Source organism: Mitsuaria sp. CC2, assembly GCF_048957715.1.
In the GTDB taxonomy this organism is placed as follows: domain Bacteria; phylum Pseudomonadota; class Gammaproteobacteria; order Burkholderiales; family Burkholderiaceae_C; genus Roseateles.
This window is the reverse complement of sequence record NZ_JARVXN010000018.1, coordinates 103,001-121,123: the sequence shown is the minus strand read 5'-3', so window position 1 is coordinate 121,123 and position 18,123 is coordinate 103,001. Positions and strand designations below refer to the sequence as shown.

The window sequence follows — 18,123 nt, the reverse complement described above, 5'->3', positions numbered from 1 at the left end:
TCGTGCCTGCGCGATCAAGGTGCCTCGATCACCCGCACCACCTCGCTCCACGGCACCAGCTTGAAGTTCTGCCGGCCCATCGGCCAGCGCTTGTGGCCGTCCTGGACGACGAGCAGACCCTGGCCGTACTCGCCGCCTAGCGAAGCCGAGCTCACGTCCAGCCCGTCCGTCTCCGAGGCCGCGTCGATGCCGCGCGCCGGATTCAGGCCGATGCGCAGGCGTCCCTTGACCGCGTGCGGCGCGTCGGCGTCCAGCACGACGTAGCTGTCGTTGCCCTGCGAGGACACGATGAGCCAGGCGCCGGCCGGACTGCGGTGCACGGCCATGCCTTCGACGTCCGCATGCAGCAGCTCGCCCACCGGCAGGATGACCGCCGCGTCGCCGAGCCGGCCGTCCGAGTCGAGCGCCACGCGCCACAGGCCGCGCTTCTCCTCGCCGACGAACAGTTGCCGGCCGGGTTCGTCCGCGACGCAGCCCTCCGGTTGCGTCGCCAGCTTCAAGGCCGCGACCTGCTGCGACGACCAGACGCCCGCGCGTCGCGTCACGCGCATCTGCACCAGGCGTCCATCCTTGTCATTGACGAACACGTCCAGCCCGCCCGCCGGATTGCGTGCGCTGCAGACGCCGTAGACCTCGTCCAGCCCCGTCGGCAGTTCGGCGAGCGTCGAGACCCTGCCCGCGCCGTCGATGCCGAAGAGCAGCACGCTGCGCTGGTCGCGTTGTGTCGCCACCGCGAGATCCCAGGCGCGGTCGCCGTAGCGCACGCGCTGGCGCAGGTCGACGTTGTTGACCCGGCCGACGGGCAGGAACTGCGTCTCGCGGCCTTCCAGGTCGTAGACCGCCAGGCCGCGCTTCTTGTCGGTGCCGAGGATGCGGCTCCGGGCCGGTCGCGTCGGATGGACCCAGATCGCCGGGTCGTCCGCCGCATCGCCGCCGCCGCGCACGGGCTCGGTCTGGGCCGAAGGCATCGCGACCGGAATCACCGGACGCGGTTGCGACGCTCGTGCTTCCAGCCAGAGCGCCATGTCCTGCGGCGCCAGTCCGGGCGCGACCAGCTCGCGACCCGCGCGTTCGGCGTCCGCGACGAAGGCCCAGAGTCCGACGCCGGCCTCGGCGACGTACAGCGTGGCCTCGTCATCGCGCACCGTGCAGCCCTTCGCATCGGGCACTGTCGCGAGCTGACGCAACACCTGGCCCTGTCTTTGTCCCTGGCCCTGGTCCGCTCTTTGGGCCGATGCCGTCAGCAGCCATTGCTCGGCCAAGCCGTCGCTGCCCAGCAGGAACGCCTGCAGCGTCTGCTGCCGAGGTTCCAGATACAGGCAGACGGCCTCCACGTCGAAGGCCGGCCCGGCCCAGTGCGCGCGTTCACGCAGCTTCCGGTCGTGGATCTCGATGAGGCGCAGCGCGCCGGAGTCCGCATCCTGCAGCAGCGCGACGGTCGTCCCGTCCGCCAGCTGGCGGCGGTCCCAGCGCTTGGCCCGGACGCCGAACTCGTCCACCACCTGCGCCTTGTCGTCGAGCAATCGCAGTCCGCTCTTGCCGAGTTCGAGCGTCGGGCCGGTCGTCGCCGCGGCAGCGTTTCCGCCCGCCATCGCCGCGGCCATCGCGAGCGCGACCATCGTCGCCTTCATCATCGTCATCGTCATCTTCATCGTGTGCCGCCGCCTCAGAACATCGCCAGCTTCAAGCTGAGCTTGTAGGCGCGGCCGTACTGCTCATACTGGGTGTTGAAGGCCCTGCTGCCCTGGTACACGTAGTAGCGCTCGTTGCCGATGTTCAGCGCCTCGAACTGGAGCTGGAGCTGCTTCGTGAGCTGCACGCGGACGGACGCGTCGATCTGATTCTGCGTGTCGACCTTGCGATCCTGCGACGCGTCCAGCACGTCGCCGACTTCGAGCAGGTAGGGCGACTTGTGGTTCAGCGCGATCCGCGCGCCGAAGGCCGGCGACTCCCAGCCCAGGCTGAGGTTGACGCTGCGGTCGGACTGGCTGGGCAGCGCGATGCGGCGGCTGACGAACTGCCCGCCGTCGTAACCGCCGATGGTCGCGCGCGACTTCACGAAGCTGCCGTTGGCACCGATCACCAGGCCGTTCCACGGCGCGGGCAGCGTGCTCAGCGCCTGGCTCCAGGAAAGCTCCACGCCGCGCACCGTGGCGTCGCCGCCGTTGGCGAAGGACTCGACGTGGCTGAAGTCCTCCCAACCCGGCGTGCCCGCCAGATCGGTCTGGAAGGCGAAGTCGCGGATCTTCTTGTGGAAGACGTAGGCGGACATCGCGCCGTCTCGGCCCAGGCGCTGCTCCAGCCCCAGGTCCAGGTTGCGCGCGCGGAGCGGCTTGAGCTGCGGGTTGCCGATGGTGGCCTCGTCGCCGTCGACGGTCACGCCGGGGCTGAGTTGGCCGAAGGCCGGCCGCACCACCGAATGCGTCAGCGCCGCGCGCAGCACCAGGCCCTCGTTCAGCTTCTGGCGCAGCAGCACCGCCGGCAGCCAATGGCGCGAGCGCGTGTCCTGATGCACGGCGCTCAGCACGCCGTCCTTCCATGCGGCGCCGTCCGCGGTGAAGCGCACCCGCTCGTGGCGCACGCCGACCAGCCACTGCGTGCCGCCGCTTTCCAGCGTCGCCTGCAGGTAACCGGCGTCGGTGCGCTCCTTCATGCCGTAGTCGTTGACGGTCGAATCGACCTCGTCGCGGAACGCGTTCAGGTCGACCCCGCCGTACAGGCCGTGCAGCTTGCCGGCATCGATGCCGGGACCGAACGAGGTCCAGGGATAGTCGACCGATCCGCCGCCGACGAAGTTGCCCAGTCCGAGCTGCGCGTCGGTCAGGTTGTAGGGCGCCTTCTTCAGTACCTTGGCGCTGGGGGCGTAGGTCTCCTGCTCGTTGTCCTTGTCGCGTCGCGTGGCCTTCAGGCCGGTCTTGAGGTCGAGGTCCCAGCCCCCGAGATCGAACTCGCGCTGCACGTCCGCCTTCAGATGACGCACCTTGTCGGTGGCGCTGCTCTTCTCGATCTTGGCCTTGTTGAAGGCGTACAGCGACGGATCGTTCAGGCCGGCGACGGCCGCCGGCATCGGCTTGACGGTGTCGGTGTAGCCCAGGCCGGAGAAGTTTGCCGTGAACGCGGACGAGGACAGCGTATCGGGCTTGCTTTCACTGGCACGTCCGGCGCCGGCCTCGGCCCAGAACGTCCAGTCTCCGCGCGACAGTTCCGTGCCGAGCACCGCCGCGCTGGACTGGTTGATCTCCTTGCGCGCCTTCAGGCCGCGGCTGACAGTGCCGTCGCCGGTCTCGCCGGGGGCTTGCGCCTCTTCGAACTCGACGGCGATCGACTGGCGGCTTTCCTGGTCGGTGAACCGGCTGGTGAAGCTGCGCAGGTAGACGAGCGAGGCGTCGTCCGGCTTGAAATCGAGGTTCAGCGCGGCGCCGACCCGCTCGCGCGTGATGCCGTAGCGGCGTAGTTCGAAGCTGTTGAGTTTGTCGCCGTCCCAGTCGCCGCCGGTTTCGACGTTGTCGCTGGCGAAGCGCCGCCGGTCCCCCGACAGCGCCACCCCCACGCCCAAGGTACCGCCGGCGAATCGATCAGCGAAGGCGACCGAGCCGCGCGGCTTGGTCTTGGAGGCATTGGCGTCGTAGTTGCCGCCGAGCTCCATCGTGAAGAGCCGCCCCGGCTGGTCGAAGGCGCTGAGCGTGCGCACGGTCACCGTGCCGCCGAGCGAGTTGGCGTCCTGGTCCGGCGTCAGCGTCTTCTCCACTTCGAGCGAGCGGATCAGTCCGGCCGGCACCAGGTCCAGGCCGGGGGCGCGGCGATCGGACTCGGAGGCCGGCGTCAGCGCGCCGTTGATGTTGACGGCGTTGTAGTCGGGGCCCAGGCCGCGGACGCGGATGAAGCGGCCTTCGCCCTGGTCGCGTTCGACCGACACGCCCGGCATGCGCGCCAGGGCCTCGGCGGCGTTGTTGTCGGGCAACTGGCCGATGCCGTCGGCATGCACGACGTTGACGACGCCTGTGGCGGCCGACTGCCTGTCGAGCGCGGACCGCAAGGCCGCGGCCTGGCCGACGGTGACGACGGTCTCGAGCTGGCGGGCATCGGCGGTCGTGGCCTTGGCGTCCTTCTTCGGATCCGTCCTGGCGTCGGCCCTGGCCTGGGCTGTCGGTTCGGCCCTGGCGTCGGCCTTGGGATCGGCGACCTGCTGCGACAGCGCCGGAGTGGCGGCGAACAGGCTGGACAGGCAGAGGGCGAGGAGGGTGGGGCGGGGCGGCGTGCGCATGGTCGGAGGTCGGAGAGTCACGATGGCGACGCACCTTAGGAACCGCGGATGGCAGGTCCGTGACAGCGCGGCATTCTCGCGGCGCCCCGGCGCGGACGGCTCCTCGCGGCCGCCCGCTTGAGCCGATCCGACCTCCGTGTGGCGGCCTGGCCTCAGCGGCTGCCGAACATCGATGTCAGCATCGACCTGATGCTGGCCGCTAGTTCGTAGAACCGCTCAAACCACTGCGTCGTCCATGACCTCTCCTCTGGCTCGGCCAGCGACGTCGGGTCGATGAGGGCGGGATTCGATGGCATGGGGGACATCGGAGGTGTCGGCGACCGGGGCGGATCGCCGTCCGCCGATCGCGGCACCGATGCGGCGCCAGCCGTCGCATGGCTCAACGGGGGCTGCGGCGCCCGTGGCGCCATGGCCGTGTCCCGGATGGCCGGCGGCGAGACTTGACGCGCCCACTCCGGCACGCGGGTATGCGCTTCCTCGATCGACAGATGCCGCAGGTTGCAGGCTTTCGCGTGCTCACCGGTGCCTTGCATGAGGTTGTCCGCCTCGCCATAGGTCATGGCGGCGACGGGCGTCGTGGGGGCGCTCAGCATGCAGTCCGGCTCGCCGCCGGCGAAGCGATTGCTCGTGAAGACCAGATCGTCGGGCGTGGTGCCCGATTCGTCCCACCGCTTCGTCGTCTGCGTGGTGTCGACCGTGGCCTCGACGAAAAGGTTGGCGATGACGCTCGTGCGCTTGGTCGGCCGCGGCGTTTCGCGCTCGTCAGACGTGAGGTGAAGGGGCACGGCCGCGAAGGTGTTGCCGATGATGATCGAGTCCTGCGGGGCCTGCAGTGTGACCGATGGCTGTTGTGTGTCGTCCCTTCCATTGATGACTCCAAAGAAGTTGCCGTCCAGCGTGAGCCGGTCGACATCGGGAAGGAGCGCGAGGTGAGGCGGGTCGGCACGGGCGCGCTCGACGCTCAGAACCACATGGTTGCCGCGGATCTGAACATCGGACAGGGATCCGTCGGACAGGAGGGCGCGCGTGAAGTGCGCGTCCGATGGCGCCGGTCGGGCTGCGGCGAGTCGGGCATCGCGTCGTGAACGGTCTTCGCCGATCCAGTTTCCTTCCACCTGGGCATTGCGTGTACCGAACAGCTGCAGGCCGATGCCCGGGTTCTCCGGCTCGCGCAACAGGACGTTGCCGGTGACGACGGAAGCGCCGCTGATGCGGATCTGCGCGTCCGGCGTGCGCGTGTTCTGGAACGTGTTGCCTCGGATGACGGTGGAGCTTTGACTGTGGAAGGTCTGGATGATGATGTTGTCCAGCACCAGGCGATCGACCAGGATGTTCTTCGCGCTGTGGGTGGTTTCCGAGATCTGCGAGGACTTCGGTGCCGGATTGACGAAGTTCGTCGGACCGACGCGACTGCCAACCAGGACATTGCCGGTCCGCAGCAGCAGGTCTCCGCTGACCGGATATCGGCCCTTGGGGAAGAACAGGCCCGTCTCGCTGGCGGTGAGGCGCTCAAGCGCCGACCGGATCTTGTCGCCCTGGTCCTGCGGGGAATCGACGCTGATGCCCTCCTCGAGCGCGCACACCATCTTGTAGGGCGGCTCGACGGGCATCGCCTCGCCGCCGCACATCGGCGGCGGCGCGGTGACGGTGGTGATCGCGGAGGCCGCCAGCGGCAACAGCAGGACAGCGGCGACGGGGGTGAGCGAGAAGAAGCGGGTGGACAAACGGTTGGACATGAAACGCCCTCCGGCAAATGTGGCAAGCCACGGGAGCCGCTGAGTGGCCAGTCCCGGGCGCTTCCTTGCGCCCCCCTGAGGGGGGAGACGCGGTGTTCGTGAGCCGTTTCGACCCCGCAAGTCCGTGTGACAACGCTTGTCACAGACGCCGCCTAGCATCGCGCGCCATGAAAGTCGTGCTGCCTCGTCCGCCGCTGGTGCTCGCGCCGGTCGCGGGCTCGCGCCTTTTCGGCCATGCGCTGCTGCTGACGATGGCCGGTGTGACCTGGGCATTCGGCTACTGGGCCGCGGTCAAGCCGACGGCGGTCTGGCGCTGGATCGATATCGTGAGCGAGGCCGCCATCGTCGCGATGCTCGCGCTGTGGCTGGTGCAGCTGCGCGCGAGCCGGCCTGCCGGCCGCGTCACGACCTGGTTGTGCCTGGGCCTGTCGGGCATGCTGCTGGGCGGCTGGGCCGACCTGATGGACGAGTTCTGGAAATTCCCGCGCGAGTTCACGCTGCTGATGGGCATGGAGTCGAGCTTCCACGTCGTCGGCATGATCGGCCTGACCTTCGGGCTGCATCTCTGGCGGCAGGAACAACTCGCCCTGAACGCGCTGCGCGCCGGCCGTGAACGCGGCTATCGCGAACACACCCAGATCGACCCCCTGACGCAGCTGGGCGACGGCGCCTATCTGCTCGGTCAGATCCGTCGGCAGCAAGACCTGGCACGGACGTCGGGAACGTCGGCCGCGAGCTCGATGCTGGTGATGCTCGGCTGGCAGGACCTGCCGGCGCTGGCACGCCAGCACGGCCTGGCGGAAGCCGACCGTCTGCTGCAGGCCACCGGCCCGTTGCTGCTGCTGCAGCTGCGCGGCGGCGACCTCTTGTGCCGCTACGCGGCCGACCGCTTCGTGGCGCTGCTGCCGGAGGCCGATTCGGCGCTGCCGGGCGATCTGCTCGCGGCCTTGTCCTCGCACGTCCACCCGTGCGCCGACGGTCGCACGCGGGCCCGCTTGACTGCGCGCCTGGCGAGCGCCGCGCTGGATCCGCACGAGGACGCCGAGGCGCAGATCCTTCGCCTGCTGGAGCGCCTGCGGTGAGCGAGGGGACCGATGACGCGCTGACGGTCCTCCGCCGCGCGCTGCCTGCCGGCCCCACGCCGCATCACGGCGCGGATCGCGCGTTCATTCCCTGGGCCTACCAGGGCGCGCTGCTGGCCGAGTTCGCGCGCAGTCGCGGATTCGCGCCGCAGGAGTGGCTCGGGCGATGCGGTGTCGAGCCGGGGCAGATGCTCTCGCCGCGGCAGCTGCTGTCGATGCTGGCCGCGTTGCAGGCGTTGGCGCGCGACGTCGGGTTCGTCGTCGGGCAACTGAGCCTGCCCGGCCATTACGGCCTGGCGAGCCAGGCGCTGCAGCAGGCCGGGGATCTGCGGCAGGCCTTGCGCGTGCTGTGCGACTGGCCGGCCCGACTCTCGCCGCTGCTGACGCCGCGCCTGGTCGAGACGTCGGACGAGTTGCTGCTCGTCTGGACCGAGTCCTGCGGCGCGCCGGCCAGCTTGCAGCCGCTGCTCGTGGACATGCAGATGAGCGCCGTCGTCGCGATGGCGCAATGGCTGGGGGGCGGGCGTCCGCTGCCGTGGGCCTTCAGCTTCAATCGCACGCGTCCGCGCGAGCTGTCGCAGCACGCGGCCTACCTTGGCGCCGATCTGCGTTTCGGCTGCCAGGTGGACGCGATGCGGCTGCCGCTCGCGGCGGCGACCGCGCCGTGGGTCGCGGCGATCCCCGCGCGTGGGGCGATGGCCGCCGGCGCGTTGGCCCAGGGCGCGGATCCCGAGGCCGCGTCCCGCGGCCAGCTCGCGGCGCTCTATGACCACCTGCTGGCCGAGATCGGCGGCGATCCGTCGCTGGAGCGCAGCGCACAGCGCTTCGGCGTCAGTCCGGCGACGTTGAAGCGCCAGCTGGCGCAATCGGGCACGCACCACCAGGCGCAGCTGGACCAGGTCCGCGCGCATGCGGCGCTGTACCTGATGCTGCTGCGCGGCCAGCGCGGCGAGGCCGTGGCGCGTTCGCTGGGCTTCACGGACAAGAGCAACTTCCGGCGTTCGTTCAAGCGCTGGACGGGGATGACGCCCGGGTTGCTCTGAGCGCCACCCGCCACGGGCTTCCGAAGCCACGAAGGCTGGCGACCGGGGTCGCCCGGAGGCCGCGCATAGACTCGCCCCCATGCCCACGGCGTTCGAGCATCCCGAGGATCAGGCGCAGTACCGCCGCCCCGCGCATCGCGCGGGCGTGGAGCTGTACCACGCCCACATCCTGCGCCACAGCTTCGAGCCGCACACGCATGAGGCCTACGGCCTGGGCGCGATCACGGACGGCGTCGGGCGCTTCCGCTGGCGCGGCGCCGAGCACCTCGCCCCGCGTGCCACGCTGATGCTCATGAACCCCGAGGACATCCACACCGGCGAGGCCGCCACCGCCGACGCCTGGGGCTACCGGATGGTCTACCTCGACGAGGCGCTGCTGGCCGAGCTGTACGGCGGTCCGGCCTGGCGCTTCGACGCCGCCGTCGCGCACGACGCCGAGGCCGCCACGCGGGCGGCCGCGCTGATCGCCGCGCTGTGGCGCGCGCGCGAGCCGCTCGCCTTCGACAGCGCGCTGCTCGAACTCGTCCAGGGACTGAGCCGCCACGCGCAGCGCGCGCCGGTACGCCCCGACGGCGCGGCGCCGCGCTTCGCACCGGTGATCGAGCACATGCGGGCGCACCTGGACGAATCGCTGGACACCGCGCGCCTGGCCGCCGTCGCCGGACTGAGCCCGTTCCACTTCCTGCGCAGCTTCAAGGCCCGGCATCACGCGACGCCGCAGCAGGCGTTGATGGCCTTGCGGCTCAACGAGGCCAAGCGCCAGCTCGCCGCCGGACACGCGCCCGCGGCCGTGGCCGCCGCGGTCGGGCTCACCGACCAGGCGCACCTGACGCGGGGCTTCGCGCGCCGCTACGGCGTCACCCCGGCGCGCTACCAGCAGCAACTCGGTACAAGACGCCGCCCCTGACGACGCGCGACACTGCGCGCATGCTGTCCGGACTTCTCTTCGCGCTGGCCGCCGGTCTGATGTGGGGCCTGGTGTTCGTCACCCCGCTCCTGCTGCCCGACTATCCCGCCGCCCTGCTGATGGCCGGTCGTTACCTCGCGTTCGGGCTGCTGGCGCTGCCGCTGGCAGGGATCGACTGGCGGGAGTTGACGCGGCTCACGCGCGACGACTGGCTCGCCGCGGTGAAGCTCAGCGCCATCGGCAACTTCCTGTATTACCTGACCCTCGCGGCCGCGATCCAGCGCGCGGGCGGACCGCTGCCGACGATGATCATCGGCACGCTGCCCGTCGTGATCGCGGTCTGCTCCAACCGGCGCAACGCCGCGCGCGACGGGCATTACCGCTGGCGCGACCTGGCGCCGGCACTGCTGCTCATCGCGGTGGGCATCGGCTGCGTCAATCAGGTCGAGCAGGCGGCCGTCGAGCCGCAGGCGCTGGGGCGCTATCTGCAGGGCGCGGGACTGGCGCTGATCGCGCTGGCGTGCTGGACCTGGTACCCGATCCGCAATGCCGACTGGCTGCGCGCGCACGCCGACCGCGGCCCGCGCGCGTGGGCCACCGCACAGGGCCTGGTGACGCTGCCGATGGCGGTGCTGGCCTTCATCGTCCTGGCGATCGCCGACGGCACCGGCCTGCCCTTGCTGCCGGCCGGATTCGACTTTCCCGCCGGGCCGAGGCTCTGGCCCTATGTCGGACTCATGGCGGCCGTCGGGCTCTTCGCGTCCTGGCTCGGCACGCTGTGCTGGAACGAGGCGAGCCAGCGCCTGCCCACCGCGCTGGTCGGCCAGCTGATCGTGTTCGAGACGCTGGCCGCGCTCGTCTACGCGCAGTGGCACCGCGGCGAATGGCCGCCATTGATGGGCGTGGCCGGCGTGCTCCTGCTGGTCGGCGGCGTGTGCTGGGCGCTGCGCCTCAAACCGGTGCCACCAAGGCAGGAACGGCATCTGCCCGCCTCGTCGACATGAATTTTCCGCCTCACGACCCGACCCGACGCGCGCTCCTGAAGCGCGCTGCCGTCCTGACCACCGCGGGGGCCGTCGGTGCCGGCTTCGGCGCCGCCGCCGTCCTTCCCGCGCGTGCGCAGAGCGCGCCCGCGGCTTCGGCTTCGTCGCCCGCTTCCGCCGCTGCGCCTGTCCCAGCGCCCGGCCCAGCGTCCGGTGCCGTGCCCGCGCCGACGCCGACGCCGACGCCGACGCCGGGCGTCCACCAGGGCGCCTGGAGGGACCAGTCCCGCCTGCGTGACATCCCCTGGCGCCTGCGGCTGCCCGAGGGCGACCGGCCGGTCGCGCTGGTGGTGTTCTCGCACGGCCTGGGCGGCAGCCTCGACGGCGGCACCGAATGGGCGCAGGCCTGGGCGGAGGCGGGCATCGCCACCCTCCATCTGCAGCACCCGGGCAGCGACCGCGCGATCTGGCGTGGCGGCCTGCAGGCCGTGAAGGCCGCCCTGAGCGCCGAGCAATTGATCGAACGCGGACACGACGTGCAGTTCGCCGTCGAGCAACTGCTGAAGCTGCAGAAGGACGGCAACGGCCCCTGGGCGCGCGTGCGGCCGGAGGCGCTGGGCATGTCGGGCCACTCCTTCGGTGCGCAGACGACGTTGGCGGTGGCGGGGCGTGATTTCCGGGAACGCAGCGCGCCGGATCTGATGGCGTCCCACTTCAAGGCGTTCGCCGCCTTCAGTCCGTCCGCAGGCTTCTTTCCGGGCGGCATCAAGGGCATCACCCGGCCGATGCTCTGCCTGACCGGCAGCCTGGACGGCAACCCGGTCGGCCGCGAGCGCGACGGCCGCTACCGGCGCGCCGTCTACGACACGCTGCCGGCCGGAGCGAAGGCGCAGCTGTGGCTTGAAGGCGCCGACCACATGAGCTTCGGCGGCGGCGGGGAGCGCGGCGCGGGCTTCGGTCAGCGGCTGCTCGGACGCGAGCGAGACCCTGTGCCCGAGAAGCTCGCCGCGCATCACGCGGCGCTCATCAAGTCCGTCACCACCGACTGGTGGCGGTGGCGCCTGCTCGAGGACGAAGACGCGTTGACGCGTCTGAAATCGCCGAAGGGGCTGGACCCCAAGGACGAATGGCTGCAGGGGTGAGGGTCCCCCCGGCCGCTAGGCGGCGAGCTCGTCGTCGGGCGCGTTCGACGGGGCCATCGACAACGCCTTGGCCAACGCGCCGATGCGACGCAGCGCGCGCGGATGCGCTTCCCCCCAATGGCCGCCGACGCCCAGCCGCACGCAGTTCCGGAAGCGCGGGCTGGCCGAGAACATCATCCCCGGCGCGATGATGATGTGCTCCGCCAGGCAGGCCTCGTAGAGCAGCGCGGTGTCCAGCCCGTCCGGCAGCTCCACCCACAGGATGAAGCCGCCGGCGGGGTCGGACACCCGCGTGCCCTTCGGGAAGCTCTCCGCGATCATCTGCCGGGCCTGGTCGACCCGCGCCGCGATCGTCGCCCGCAGATGCCGCAGCGCGGCGCCGCCCCCCGCCTGCGTCAGCAGGTCCGCCAGCGCCAGCTCCAGCACGCTGGTCTGGCCGCCGGACTGCACCGCCTTGGTCCGCCGCAACACCTGGCCCCAGCGGCCCGCCTCGACCCAGCCCAGCCGCAGCCCCGGCGCGATGGTCTTCGAGAACGAGCCGCAGATCATCACGTGCCCCGTCGTGTCGAAGGACTTCACCGCCCGGCGCTTGTCCTCCTGCTCCGACAGGTCGTTGTAGAGCACGTCCTCGATCAGCGCCACGTCGTGCCGCGCCAGCATCGCCGCGAGGCGGCGGCGCTCGGCCACCGGCATCGACGCGCCCAGCGGGTTCGACAACGTCGGCACCGTCAGCACCGCCTTGATCTGCTGCGTCTCGAAGGCCAGCTGCAGCGCATCCAGCGACATCCCGTGCCGCGGATGCGTGGGGATCTCCAGCGCGCGCAGGTGCAGGCTCTGCAGGATCTCCAGGAATCCGTAATACGTCGGTGACTCCAGCGCCACCACGTCGCCGGGCTTGCACACGGTGCGCAGGCACAGGCTGATGGCCTCCATGCAGCTGCTGGTGAGCACGACCTCGTCCGGGTCGAGCACGCACCCCAGACCCAGCGCATGGCGCGCGACCGCGCGTCGCGCCTCCTCCATGCCCGGGCCGAGCGGGTAGGTGCACAGCAGGTCGCGGTGGCGCATCACTGCCCGCGCCATCGCGCGGCGGACGCGATCCTGGTCGAAGAGTTCCGGCCCGGGACAGGCCGCGCCGAAGGACACGAAGGACGGGTCCTGCGACAGCGCCATGACCTGCACGCCCAACTGGTCCAGCTGCACCATGCGGGAGGAGGTGTCCGGCCGTGAGACGCGCGGTTCCGGCAGGCGCGGCGGGCGCGCCGCGACGAAGTAGCCGGAGCGCGGCCGGGCCTCGATCAGGCGCGCGTCCTCCAGCCAGCGGTAGGCCTGGACCGCCGTCGACAGCGACACGCCGTGCTGTCCCGCCAGGTCCCGCACCGACGGCAGCCGTTCGCCGCGTTTCAGGGTGCCCGAGCGGATCGACCGGGCCATCCGGTCGGCCAGTTGCATGTACAGCGGTAACAGCGGCGCGTCCATGCATCGATTCTGTGTGTTCCCGACTGACGATGACCAATACAGATCGGCGGCAAGCCGGCCAGCACAGGTCCGCTTCGTGCGTGGGCTGTACGCCTTGCATCGGTCCCCGGCTGTGGATGGAGCGCGACAGCCGGATTTTTTATCGTGACGGCATGCAACCGCTTCGCCTGCTCCCTTCGCCGTTCCGGCTTCGTCCCCAGACCCCGGTCATCCGGGTCTGGCCGGCGCCGGCCTGCGTTCCGCCCGGTCCGGCACCTGAAGCCATCACGCTGCCCACCGACGGCCGTTCGATCGCTCTGCGCCTCCGACGCCCTGTACGGCTGCGGGTTTTCGGCGGCCGCGCCTGGATCACCCGCGACGGCTGGCCCGACGATCATTGGCTGGCGCCGGGCCACACGCTGGAGCTGCCCGCGTCCGCCGGCTGGTTCGGATATCGGATCTTCGCGAGTGGCGAGGGCGCATCACTCGTCACCCTGAAGGCGGAGACGATCGATTAAGTCCACGGCCTGTCACCGGTTTTTCGCTATAACTCGGCCCTCGTAGGTTGCTGGATGACACCTGAGGATGTCGGCGGCGAAACAAAGACACGGGACCTGAGTCCCACGAGGGAGTTGCGATGAATCGATCCGCGATGTGGCGGGTGACGCGTCTGGCCGTGGCCGGCGCGGTCGGGGCGATGCTGCTGAGCGCCTGCGGCGGCGGCGGCGGCGAGAGCGGCACGCCCCTGAACGGCGGCAGCACCGTCGGCAGCGGCGGTGGCAGCAGCGGCGGCGGAACCATCGTCGGTGGAGGCGGCAACACTGGCGGTGACACCGGAGGGAGTACGGGCAACGGTCCTATCCTGGCCAGCTCGACCTACGCCCAGCAGTGCGCGCCGGGCAACGCGGAAGCCGCGTCCAGCCTGCGCACCGGCACCCTCGGCACCGAGAAGAACTGGATCCGTTCCTACCTCGACGAGGCCTACCTCTGGCGCGAGGACGTGCCTTCGATCAACGCTTCGGCGGGCGCGTACAGCGGCAGCGACGTGGCCACGGCGCTGAATGCCTACTTCGAGGACCTGCTGTCGCCGGCGATGACCGCCAGCGGCAAACGCAAGGACCAGTTCAGCTTCGTGATGAGCACGCGGGAGTGGAACGCGCTGTCGCAGAGCGGCGTGGAGGTCGGCTACGGCATCGAGTGGTCGATGAAGTCGCCGACGCCGCCGCGCGGCCTGCGGGTGGCCTTCGTGGAACCGGGCAGCGTGGCCGACCGTGCCGGCGTGCGTCGCGGCGACACGCTGGTGACTGCGGACGGCGCGGCCGCCGACGTGGGCGACACCGCGGGCGTGAACACGCTCAACGGCGCGCTGTTCCCCGAATCGGCCGGCTCCAGCCACCGCCTGGTGTTCACCTCGAATGCCGGCGCGTCGCGCGACGTCACGCTGGTCGCGGGCAGCATCACCAAGACGCCGGTGCCGACCAGCCAGGTCCTCACGGCCGCCGACGGCGCGAAGGTGGGCTACATGGTCTTCAACGACCACATCCTGACGGCGGAGTCGCAGCTGATCACCGCGATGCAGAACTTCCGCGCCAGCGGCGTCAGCGACCTGGTCGTCGACCTGCGCTACAACGGCGGCGGCTACCTGTTCATCGCCAGCGAGCTGGCCTACATGATCGCGGGCGACGCGGCCACGTCGGGCAAGACCTTCGAGCAGCTGCGCTATAACAGCAAGCGTACCGCGGAGACCAACAGCGCAGATTCGAAGACGCCGTTCTACAACGAGTCCTGCCTGTTGTCGGGAGACAAGTGCAGCTCGGAGCAGCCGCTGCCGGCGCTGAACCTGAAGCGCGTGTTCGTGCTGGCGCAGTCGGGCACCTGCTCCGCGAGCGAGGCGCTCATCAACGGCCTGCGCGGCGTGGACGTCGAGGTCGTGCTGGTCGGCGGCACCACCTGCGGCAAGCCCTACGGCTTCACGGCCAAGGACAACTGCGGCTACAGCTACTTCCCGATCGAGTTCGTCGGCACCAACAACAAGGGCTTCGGCGACTACGCGGACGGTTTCGTGCCGGCGGGCACGGGCACGACGGGGGTCAAGGGTTGCCAGGTCGCGGACGACTTCAACCACGCGCTGGGCGACACCAGCGAGGCGATGCTGGCCGCGGCGCTGCAGTACCGCAGCAACGGCACCTGTCCGGCGGCGAGCCCGTCGGAGACGGGGCGGGCCCGCGCGATGGGCGTGCGGGCGGCGGGCGAGGATGCCGTCGCGCTGAGCCTGAAGAAGCTCGCGGCGCGCAGCAACCGGATCGTCGGCGGACGGCCCTGAGGGACCGGGAAACCCCGGCGGCGCATCCGGCGCGCCGGACATGACAAAGGCCACCCTCGGGTGGCCTTTGTCGTCGGGAGCGGCGTTGCCGCGTGGTCAGAGCTTCGGGATGCGGATCCGGCTGATCATCAGCGAGCCGGACACCGCGAACAGCAGCACCAGCGGATGCAGCGTGAAGCCGCCGAGCTTGATGACGCCGAACCACAGCGCTTCGCCGATCGCGCCCTGCCAGGCGGCGACCCACAGCACGATCACGATCGCCAGCGAGGTCGGGATGGGCGTGCCTTCGAAGTAGGCGACCTTGTCGTTGCCGCCGGACAGGGTCTCGGCGGTGATGTTGTAGCGCGCCAGGCGCGACACGCCGCAGGCGACGAAGAAGCCCAGCACGATGCGGTCCCACAGGCCCTGCATGCCGCAGCCGTAGGCGATCACCGCCGGCGCGACGCCGAAGGAGATCACGTCCGCCAGCGAGTCCAGCTCACGCCCCATGGCGGAGCTCTTCTGGCGCCAGCGCGCGATGCGGCCGTCCAGCACGTCGAAGACCAGCGCGGCGGGGATCAGCGCGCAGGCGTAGTACAGGTGCTGCACGGTGCCGGTTTGGAGGAAGGTCATCACCGAGAACAGCGCGCCGACGCCGCAGAAGGCGTTGCCCAGGGTGAACCAGTCCGCCAGATGGAACTCGCGGATCATGGAGAAAGGCTTGGGTCGGTTCATGGGAAGCGAGCATAAGCGAAGGCTCCGCCCATGGTGGCAAAGCCCGCGCCCGGGCAGGCGGGCGCTCAGGCGTCGCGGGGCGCGTCGACCTTGGGCGCCTCGGGGACCGCCGTCATCCGGCCCCAGGCCTTGCGCGTGAGGTGCAGCGCGAGCAGACCGAAGGGCATCCGCAGCCAGTGCGACCGCACGTACAACGCGCTCTCGGCCAGCGCATGGCCGGGCAGCCGGCAGCTGTCGTGGTCCGGACGCAGTGCGCGGCGGAAGCAGGCGTCCAGCAGGCGCAGGGCCAGCGGGCCCGGCGGGGGACCGAGCTCCCCCGGGAGCGCGTCCGGGTAGGGCGTGTCCAGCAGCATCCGCGTGTAGCGCAGCGCCAGCCACAACGGACGCGAGAGTCCGATCCGCCGCGCGCGGCCGGCCAGCCGGGGCCAGAAGCCGTCGATCGCGCCGAACTCGCGCAGCAGCGCGTCGAGGTCGAACAGGTCGCGCAGCCCGTTGGGCAGCTCGCCCTCATGGAACAGGTGCGCGGCGCTGTGCAGCAGCATGTCCTCGGGCGGAAGGACGAAGACACCCGGCAGCCCCGGGAGAGGCCGCGGCGCGTCGAAGAGCGCGCGGCTGTCCAGCGGCGTGCGTGCCGTCGGCGGCAACAGGGTGTGGTGCACGTCCAGCGACGTCCCCCGGCGCTTGTGGCGCAGCGGCGGCAGCTCGTGCATCCAGTCCCGGTAGTAGCGCTGGTCGTAGGCGTCCAGGTCCTCGTCGAACTCCCAGCCGTGCACCAGCAGCGTCGTCTCGCAGCGCGGCAGCTGCTCCGGCCGGATCAGCAGGTCGATGTCGCCGAACATGCGTCCGGGCGCCGGCGCATGCCCGCCCAGCGCGTAGGCCGCCCCCTTGAGCAGGACCAGCGGTCCGGGCAGCTCCGCCAGCGTCTGGCGCAGCAGGTCGACTTCGCGCCGCAGCATCTGCACCTGGCGCCGCGACAGCAGCAGCGCCGACCGCAGATGCGGCTGCACCGGGGGCGGCAGGGCGGCGAGCCAGCCGCCGGCCTCCATCTGCTCGGCCAGCTTGCCGGCGAGGTTGGACCGCCGCGCCTGACGCAGCAGCAGGTCCCAGTCCCGCAGGCTCAGGCCGACCGCGATCGCGGGCTGCAGCAGCACGCGCACCAGCAGCGGACGACGACGTTCCCCATGGCGGTGGGGAAGGTGATGCGCTCGGTGCGTGTTCACGGCGAGGCCTCCAGCAGCGTCTCGAAATGCGCCACGGCCTCGTCGAGCCGGCTGTACTCGAAACGGTAGCACTCGCAGGCGTCCACGAGCTTCCCCACCGCCTGGAAACCGGCCTGGCCGTGGATGTCGTAGTTGAACGACTGCTCGGCGAGGTCCATGAACGCCCGGGCGCGTTCGATCGGCATCAGTTGTGCGTCAGCGTCGGCGCGCCAGGCCGGCAGCACGACCCAGGCGGGCCGGGCGGGTACCAGCCGGTGCCCGATCGCGTCCTGCGGCGCGCGCACCAGCGCGACCGTGCCCTTGGAGGTGTTGGGCATGGAGGCGCTGAAGTGCGCCTCGGGCGCGAAGGCCCGGATCAGCGGGATCGATGCGTTCTTCAGGTTGATCGGTCGCGCCATGCCGTGGACCTGGCCCGTCGCCATGTCCAGCAGGCCGAGTTCGTCCGACAGCAGCCGCCAGCCGCGATGGGCCAGCGCCGCGCACAGGGTGCTCTTGCCGGAGCCCGGCGGGGCCGGCATCAGCAGCGCGCGGCCGCCGCGCTCAAGCACCGCCGCGTGGATCAGCAGGAATTGGTGGGCGTGCGCGGCGATGCACCAGTTGATGCCCCATTCGAGCATCGCCAGCGCCTGCGCGGCGGGCAGCGGCGTGAAGGAACGCTGGCCGTCGAACCAGAACTCCGCGCGGCCCTGCAGCCGGCTCAGCCAATGCGGACTGCGCAGCACCGCCACATGGAAGTCGACGAAGTCGTCCTCGTCGACGAGCTCGAAGTCGCGGTACATCGCCGCGACGTCGTCGGCCAGGTGGGGGAGGTCCGAGCGGATGCGCACGGTGAAGGGCGACAGCCGCAGCGTCACGCCGCCGTCGCGCATCCGGGCCCGCAGGGCGTCCCTGCCGATGTCCTGCAGCCTCAAGCGGTGGGCTCCTCGGCCGGCATCGGCACGTGCGGCGGGGCATCGGACGGGCGGGCCAGCAGATGGGCGTCGGACAGACGTTGCAGGTGCTGGTCCAGCAGGTCGGCCAGGGCGTCGGCGGCGGGCCGCTCGTCCCAGTCGACGTCATGGGCCAGCCGTTGAAGCAACTGGTCGCGGTCGAGCGGCTCGGCGCTCAGCCACTCGGCCAGCTGCGCCCCGAGCGCGCCGATCAGGTGGGTGTCCCCGCTGACGGGGTCGAAAAAGACAGCGTGCTGCTCACCCTCCCAGGCGAGCAGCACGTCATGGATCGGTTGCCGGCAATGCCAGACCGGCCCGGGCA

General features: G+C 70.9%; 15 protein-coding genes. 7 read left to right on the top strand and 8 right to left on the bottom strand.

The features are described 5' to 3' along the window. Nucleotides 1-14: 14 nt before the first annotated feature. The 3 genes from PV762_RS13175 to PV762_RS13165 all read right to left on the bottom strand — a co-directional run bounded on the left by PV762_RS13175 (nt 15) and on the right by PV762_RS13165 (nt 6,159). A complete protein-coding gene (locus PV762_RS13175; RefSeq protein ID WP_421035464.1) occupies nt 15-1,640 on the bottom strand; it encodes a phytase in 1,626 nt (541 codons plus the stop codon). A gap of 26 nt (nt 1,641-1,666) precedes the next feature. Then, entirely contained in the window at nt 1,667-4,264 is a 2,598-nt protein-coding gene (locus tag PV762_RS13170) for a TonB-dependent receptor (protein ID WP_421035463.1), read from the bottom strand. 152 nt (nt 4,265-4,416) lie between these two features. Beyond that, nucleotides 4,417-6,159 (bottom strand): hypothetical protein, encoded by a 1,743-nt coding sequence (locus tag PV762_RS13165; protein ID WP_421035462.1) that lies wholly within the window; start codon nt 6,157-6,159, stop codon nt 4,417-4,419. Between the two features lie 8 nt (nt 6,160-6,167). Between PV762_RS13165 and PV762_RS13160 the strand changes: the two genes are divergently transcribed. The 5 genes from PV762_RS13160 to PV762_RS13140 all read left to right on the top strand — a co-directional run bounded on the left by PV762_RS13160 (nt 6,168) and on the right by PV762_RS13140 (nt 11,157). Then, nucleotides 6,168-7,082, top strand: a complete 915-nt coding sequence (locus PV762_RS13160) for a GGDEF domain-containing protein (RefSeq protein ID WP_421035461.1) — start codon at nt 6,168-6,170, stop codon at nt 7,080-7,082. Beyond that, nucleotides 7,079-8,125, top strand: a complete 1,047-nt coding sequence (locus PV762_RS13155; protein ID WP_421035460.1) for an AraC family transcriptional regulator ligand-binding domain-containing protein — start codon at nt 7,079-7,081, stop codon at nt 8,123-8,125. The genes PV762_RS13160 and PV762_RS13155 overlap by 4 nt, the downstream gene beginning before the upstream one ends. A 79-nt stretch (nt 8,126-8,204) precedes the next feature. Continuing rightward, entirely contained in the window at nt 8,205-9,032 is an 828-nt protein-coding gene (locus PV762_RS13150; protein ID WP_421035459.1) for an AraC family ligand binding domain-containing protein, read from the top strand. Nucleotides 9,033-9,052: 20 nt separating this feature from the next. Then, nucleotides 9,053-10,036 carry a DMT family transporter gene (locus tag PV762_RS13145; protein WP_421035458.1) on the top strand — a complete coding sequence of 328 codons (984 nt, stop codon included), beginning with the start codon at nt 9,053-9,055 and terminating at the stop codon, nt 10,034-10,036. Next, on the top strand, nt 10,033-11,157 hold the full coding sequence (locus PV762_RS13140; RefSeq protein WP_421035457.1) for an alpha/beta hydrolase family protein: 1,125 nt from the start codon (nt 10,033-10,035) through the stop codon (nt 11,155-11,157). Before PV762_RS13145 ends, PV762_RS13140 begins: the two co-directional genes overlap by 4 nt. Before the next feature lie 15 nt (nt 11,158-11,172). Here the strand turns inward: PV762_RS13140 and PV762_RS13135 are convergent, their stop codons facing one another. Further along, nucleotides 11,173-12,636: a PLP-dependent aminotransferase family protein gene (locus tag PV762_RS13135; RefSeq protein ID WP_421035456.1), complete on the bottom strand. Its 1,464-nt coding sequence runs from the start codon at nt 12,634-12,636 to the stop codon at nt 11,173-11,175. Between the two features lie 116 nt (nt 12,637-12,752). Here PV762_RS13135 and PV762_RS13130 point away from each other — a divergent pair, with 116 nt between their 5' ends. Then, nucleotides 12,753-13,133 (top strand): DUF2917 domain-containing protein, encoded by a 381-nt coding sequence (locus tag PV762_RS13130; RefSeq protein WP_421035455.1) that lies wholly within the window; start codon nt 12,753-12,755, stop codon nt 13,131-13,133. A gap of 119 nt (nt 13,134-13,252) precedes the next feature. Then, complete coding sequence (locus PV762_RS13125; RefSeq protein WP_421035454.1) at nt 13,253-14,938, top strand: S41 family peptidase; 1,686 nt, start codon at nt 13,253-13,255, stop codon at nt 14,936-14,938. A gap of 96 nt (nt 14,939-15,034) precedes the next feature. On the opposite strand, the gene pssA is transcribed toward PV762_RS13125, so the two are convergent. From pssA to PV762_RS13105, 4 genes are all read right to left on the bottom strand, one after another. Continuing rightward, nucleotides 15,035-15,652: a CDP-diacylglycerol--serine O-phosphatidyltransferase gene (pssA, locus tag PV762_RS13120; RefSeq protein WP_421035453.1), complete on the bottom strand. Its 618-nt coding sequence runs from the start codon at nt 15,650-15,652 to the stop codon at nt 15,035-15,037. A gap of 65 nt (nt 15,653-15,717) precedes the next feature. Then, on the bottom strand, nt 15,718-16,872 hold the full coding sequence (locus tag PV762_RS13115; RefSeq protein WP_421035452.1) for a nucleotidyltransferase family protein: 1,155 nt from the start codon (nt 16,870-16,872) through the stop codon (nt 15,718-15,720). After that, on the bottom strand, nt 16,869-17,783 hold the full coding sequence (locus PV762_RS13110) for an HprK-related kinase A (RefSeq protein ID WP_421035451.1): 915 nt from the start codon (nt 17,781-17,783) through the stop codon (nt 16,869-16,871). The genes PV762_RS13115 and PV762_RS13110 overlap by 4 nt, the downstream gene beginning before the upstream one ends. Next, nucleotides 17,780-18,082 carry an HPr-rel-A system PqqD family peptide chaperone gene (locus PV762_RS13105; RefSeq protein ID WP_421035450.1) on the bottom strand — a complete coding sequence of 101 codons (303 nt, stop codon included), beginning with the start codon at nt 18,080-18,082 and terminating at the stop codon, nt 17,780-17,782. The genes PV762_RS13110 and PV762_RS13105 overlap by 4 nt, the downstream gene beginning before the upstream one ends. Nucleotides 18,083-18,123 lie beyond the last annotated feature (41 nt).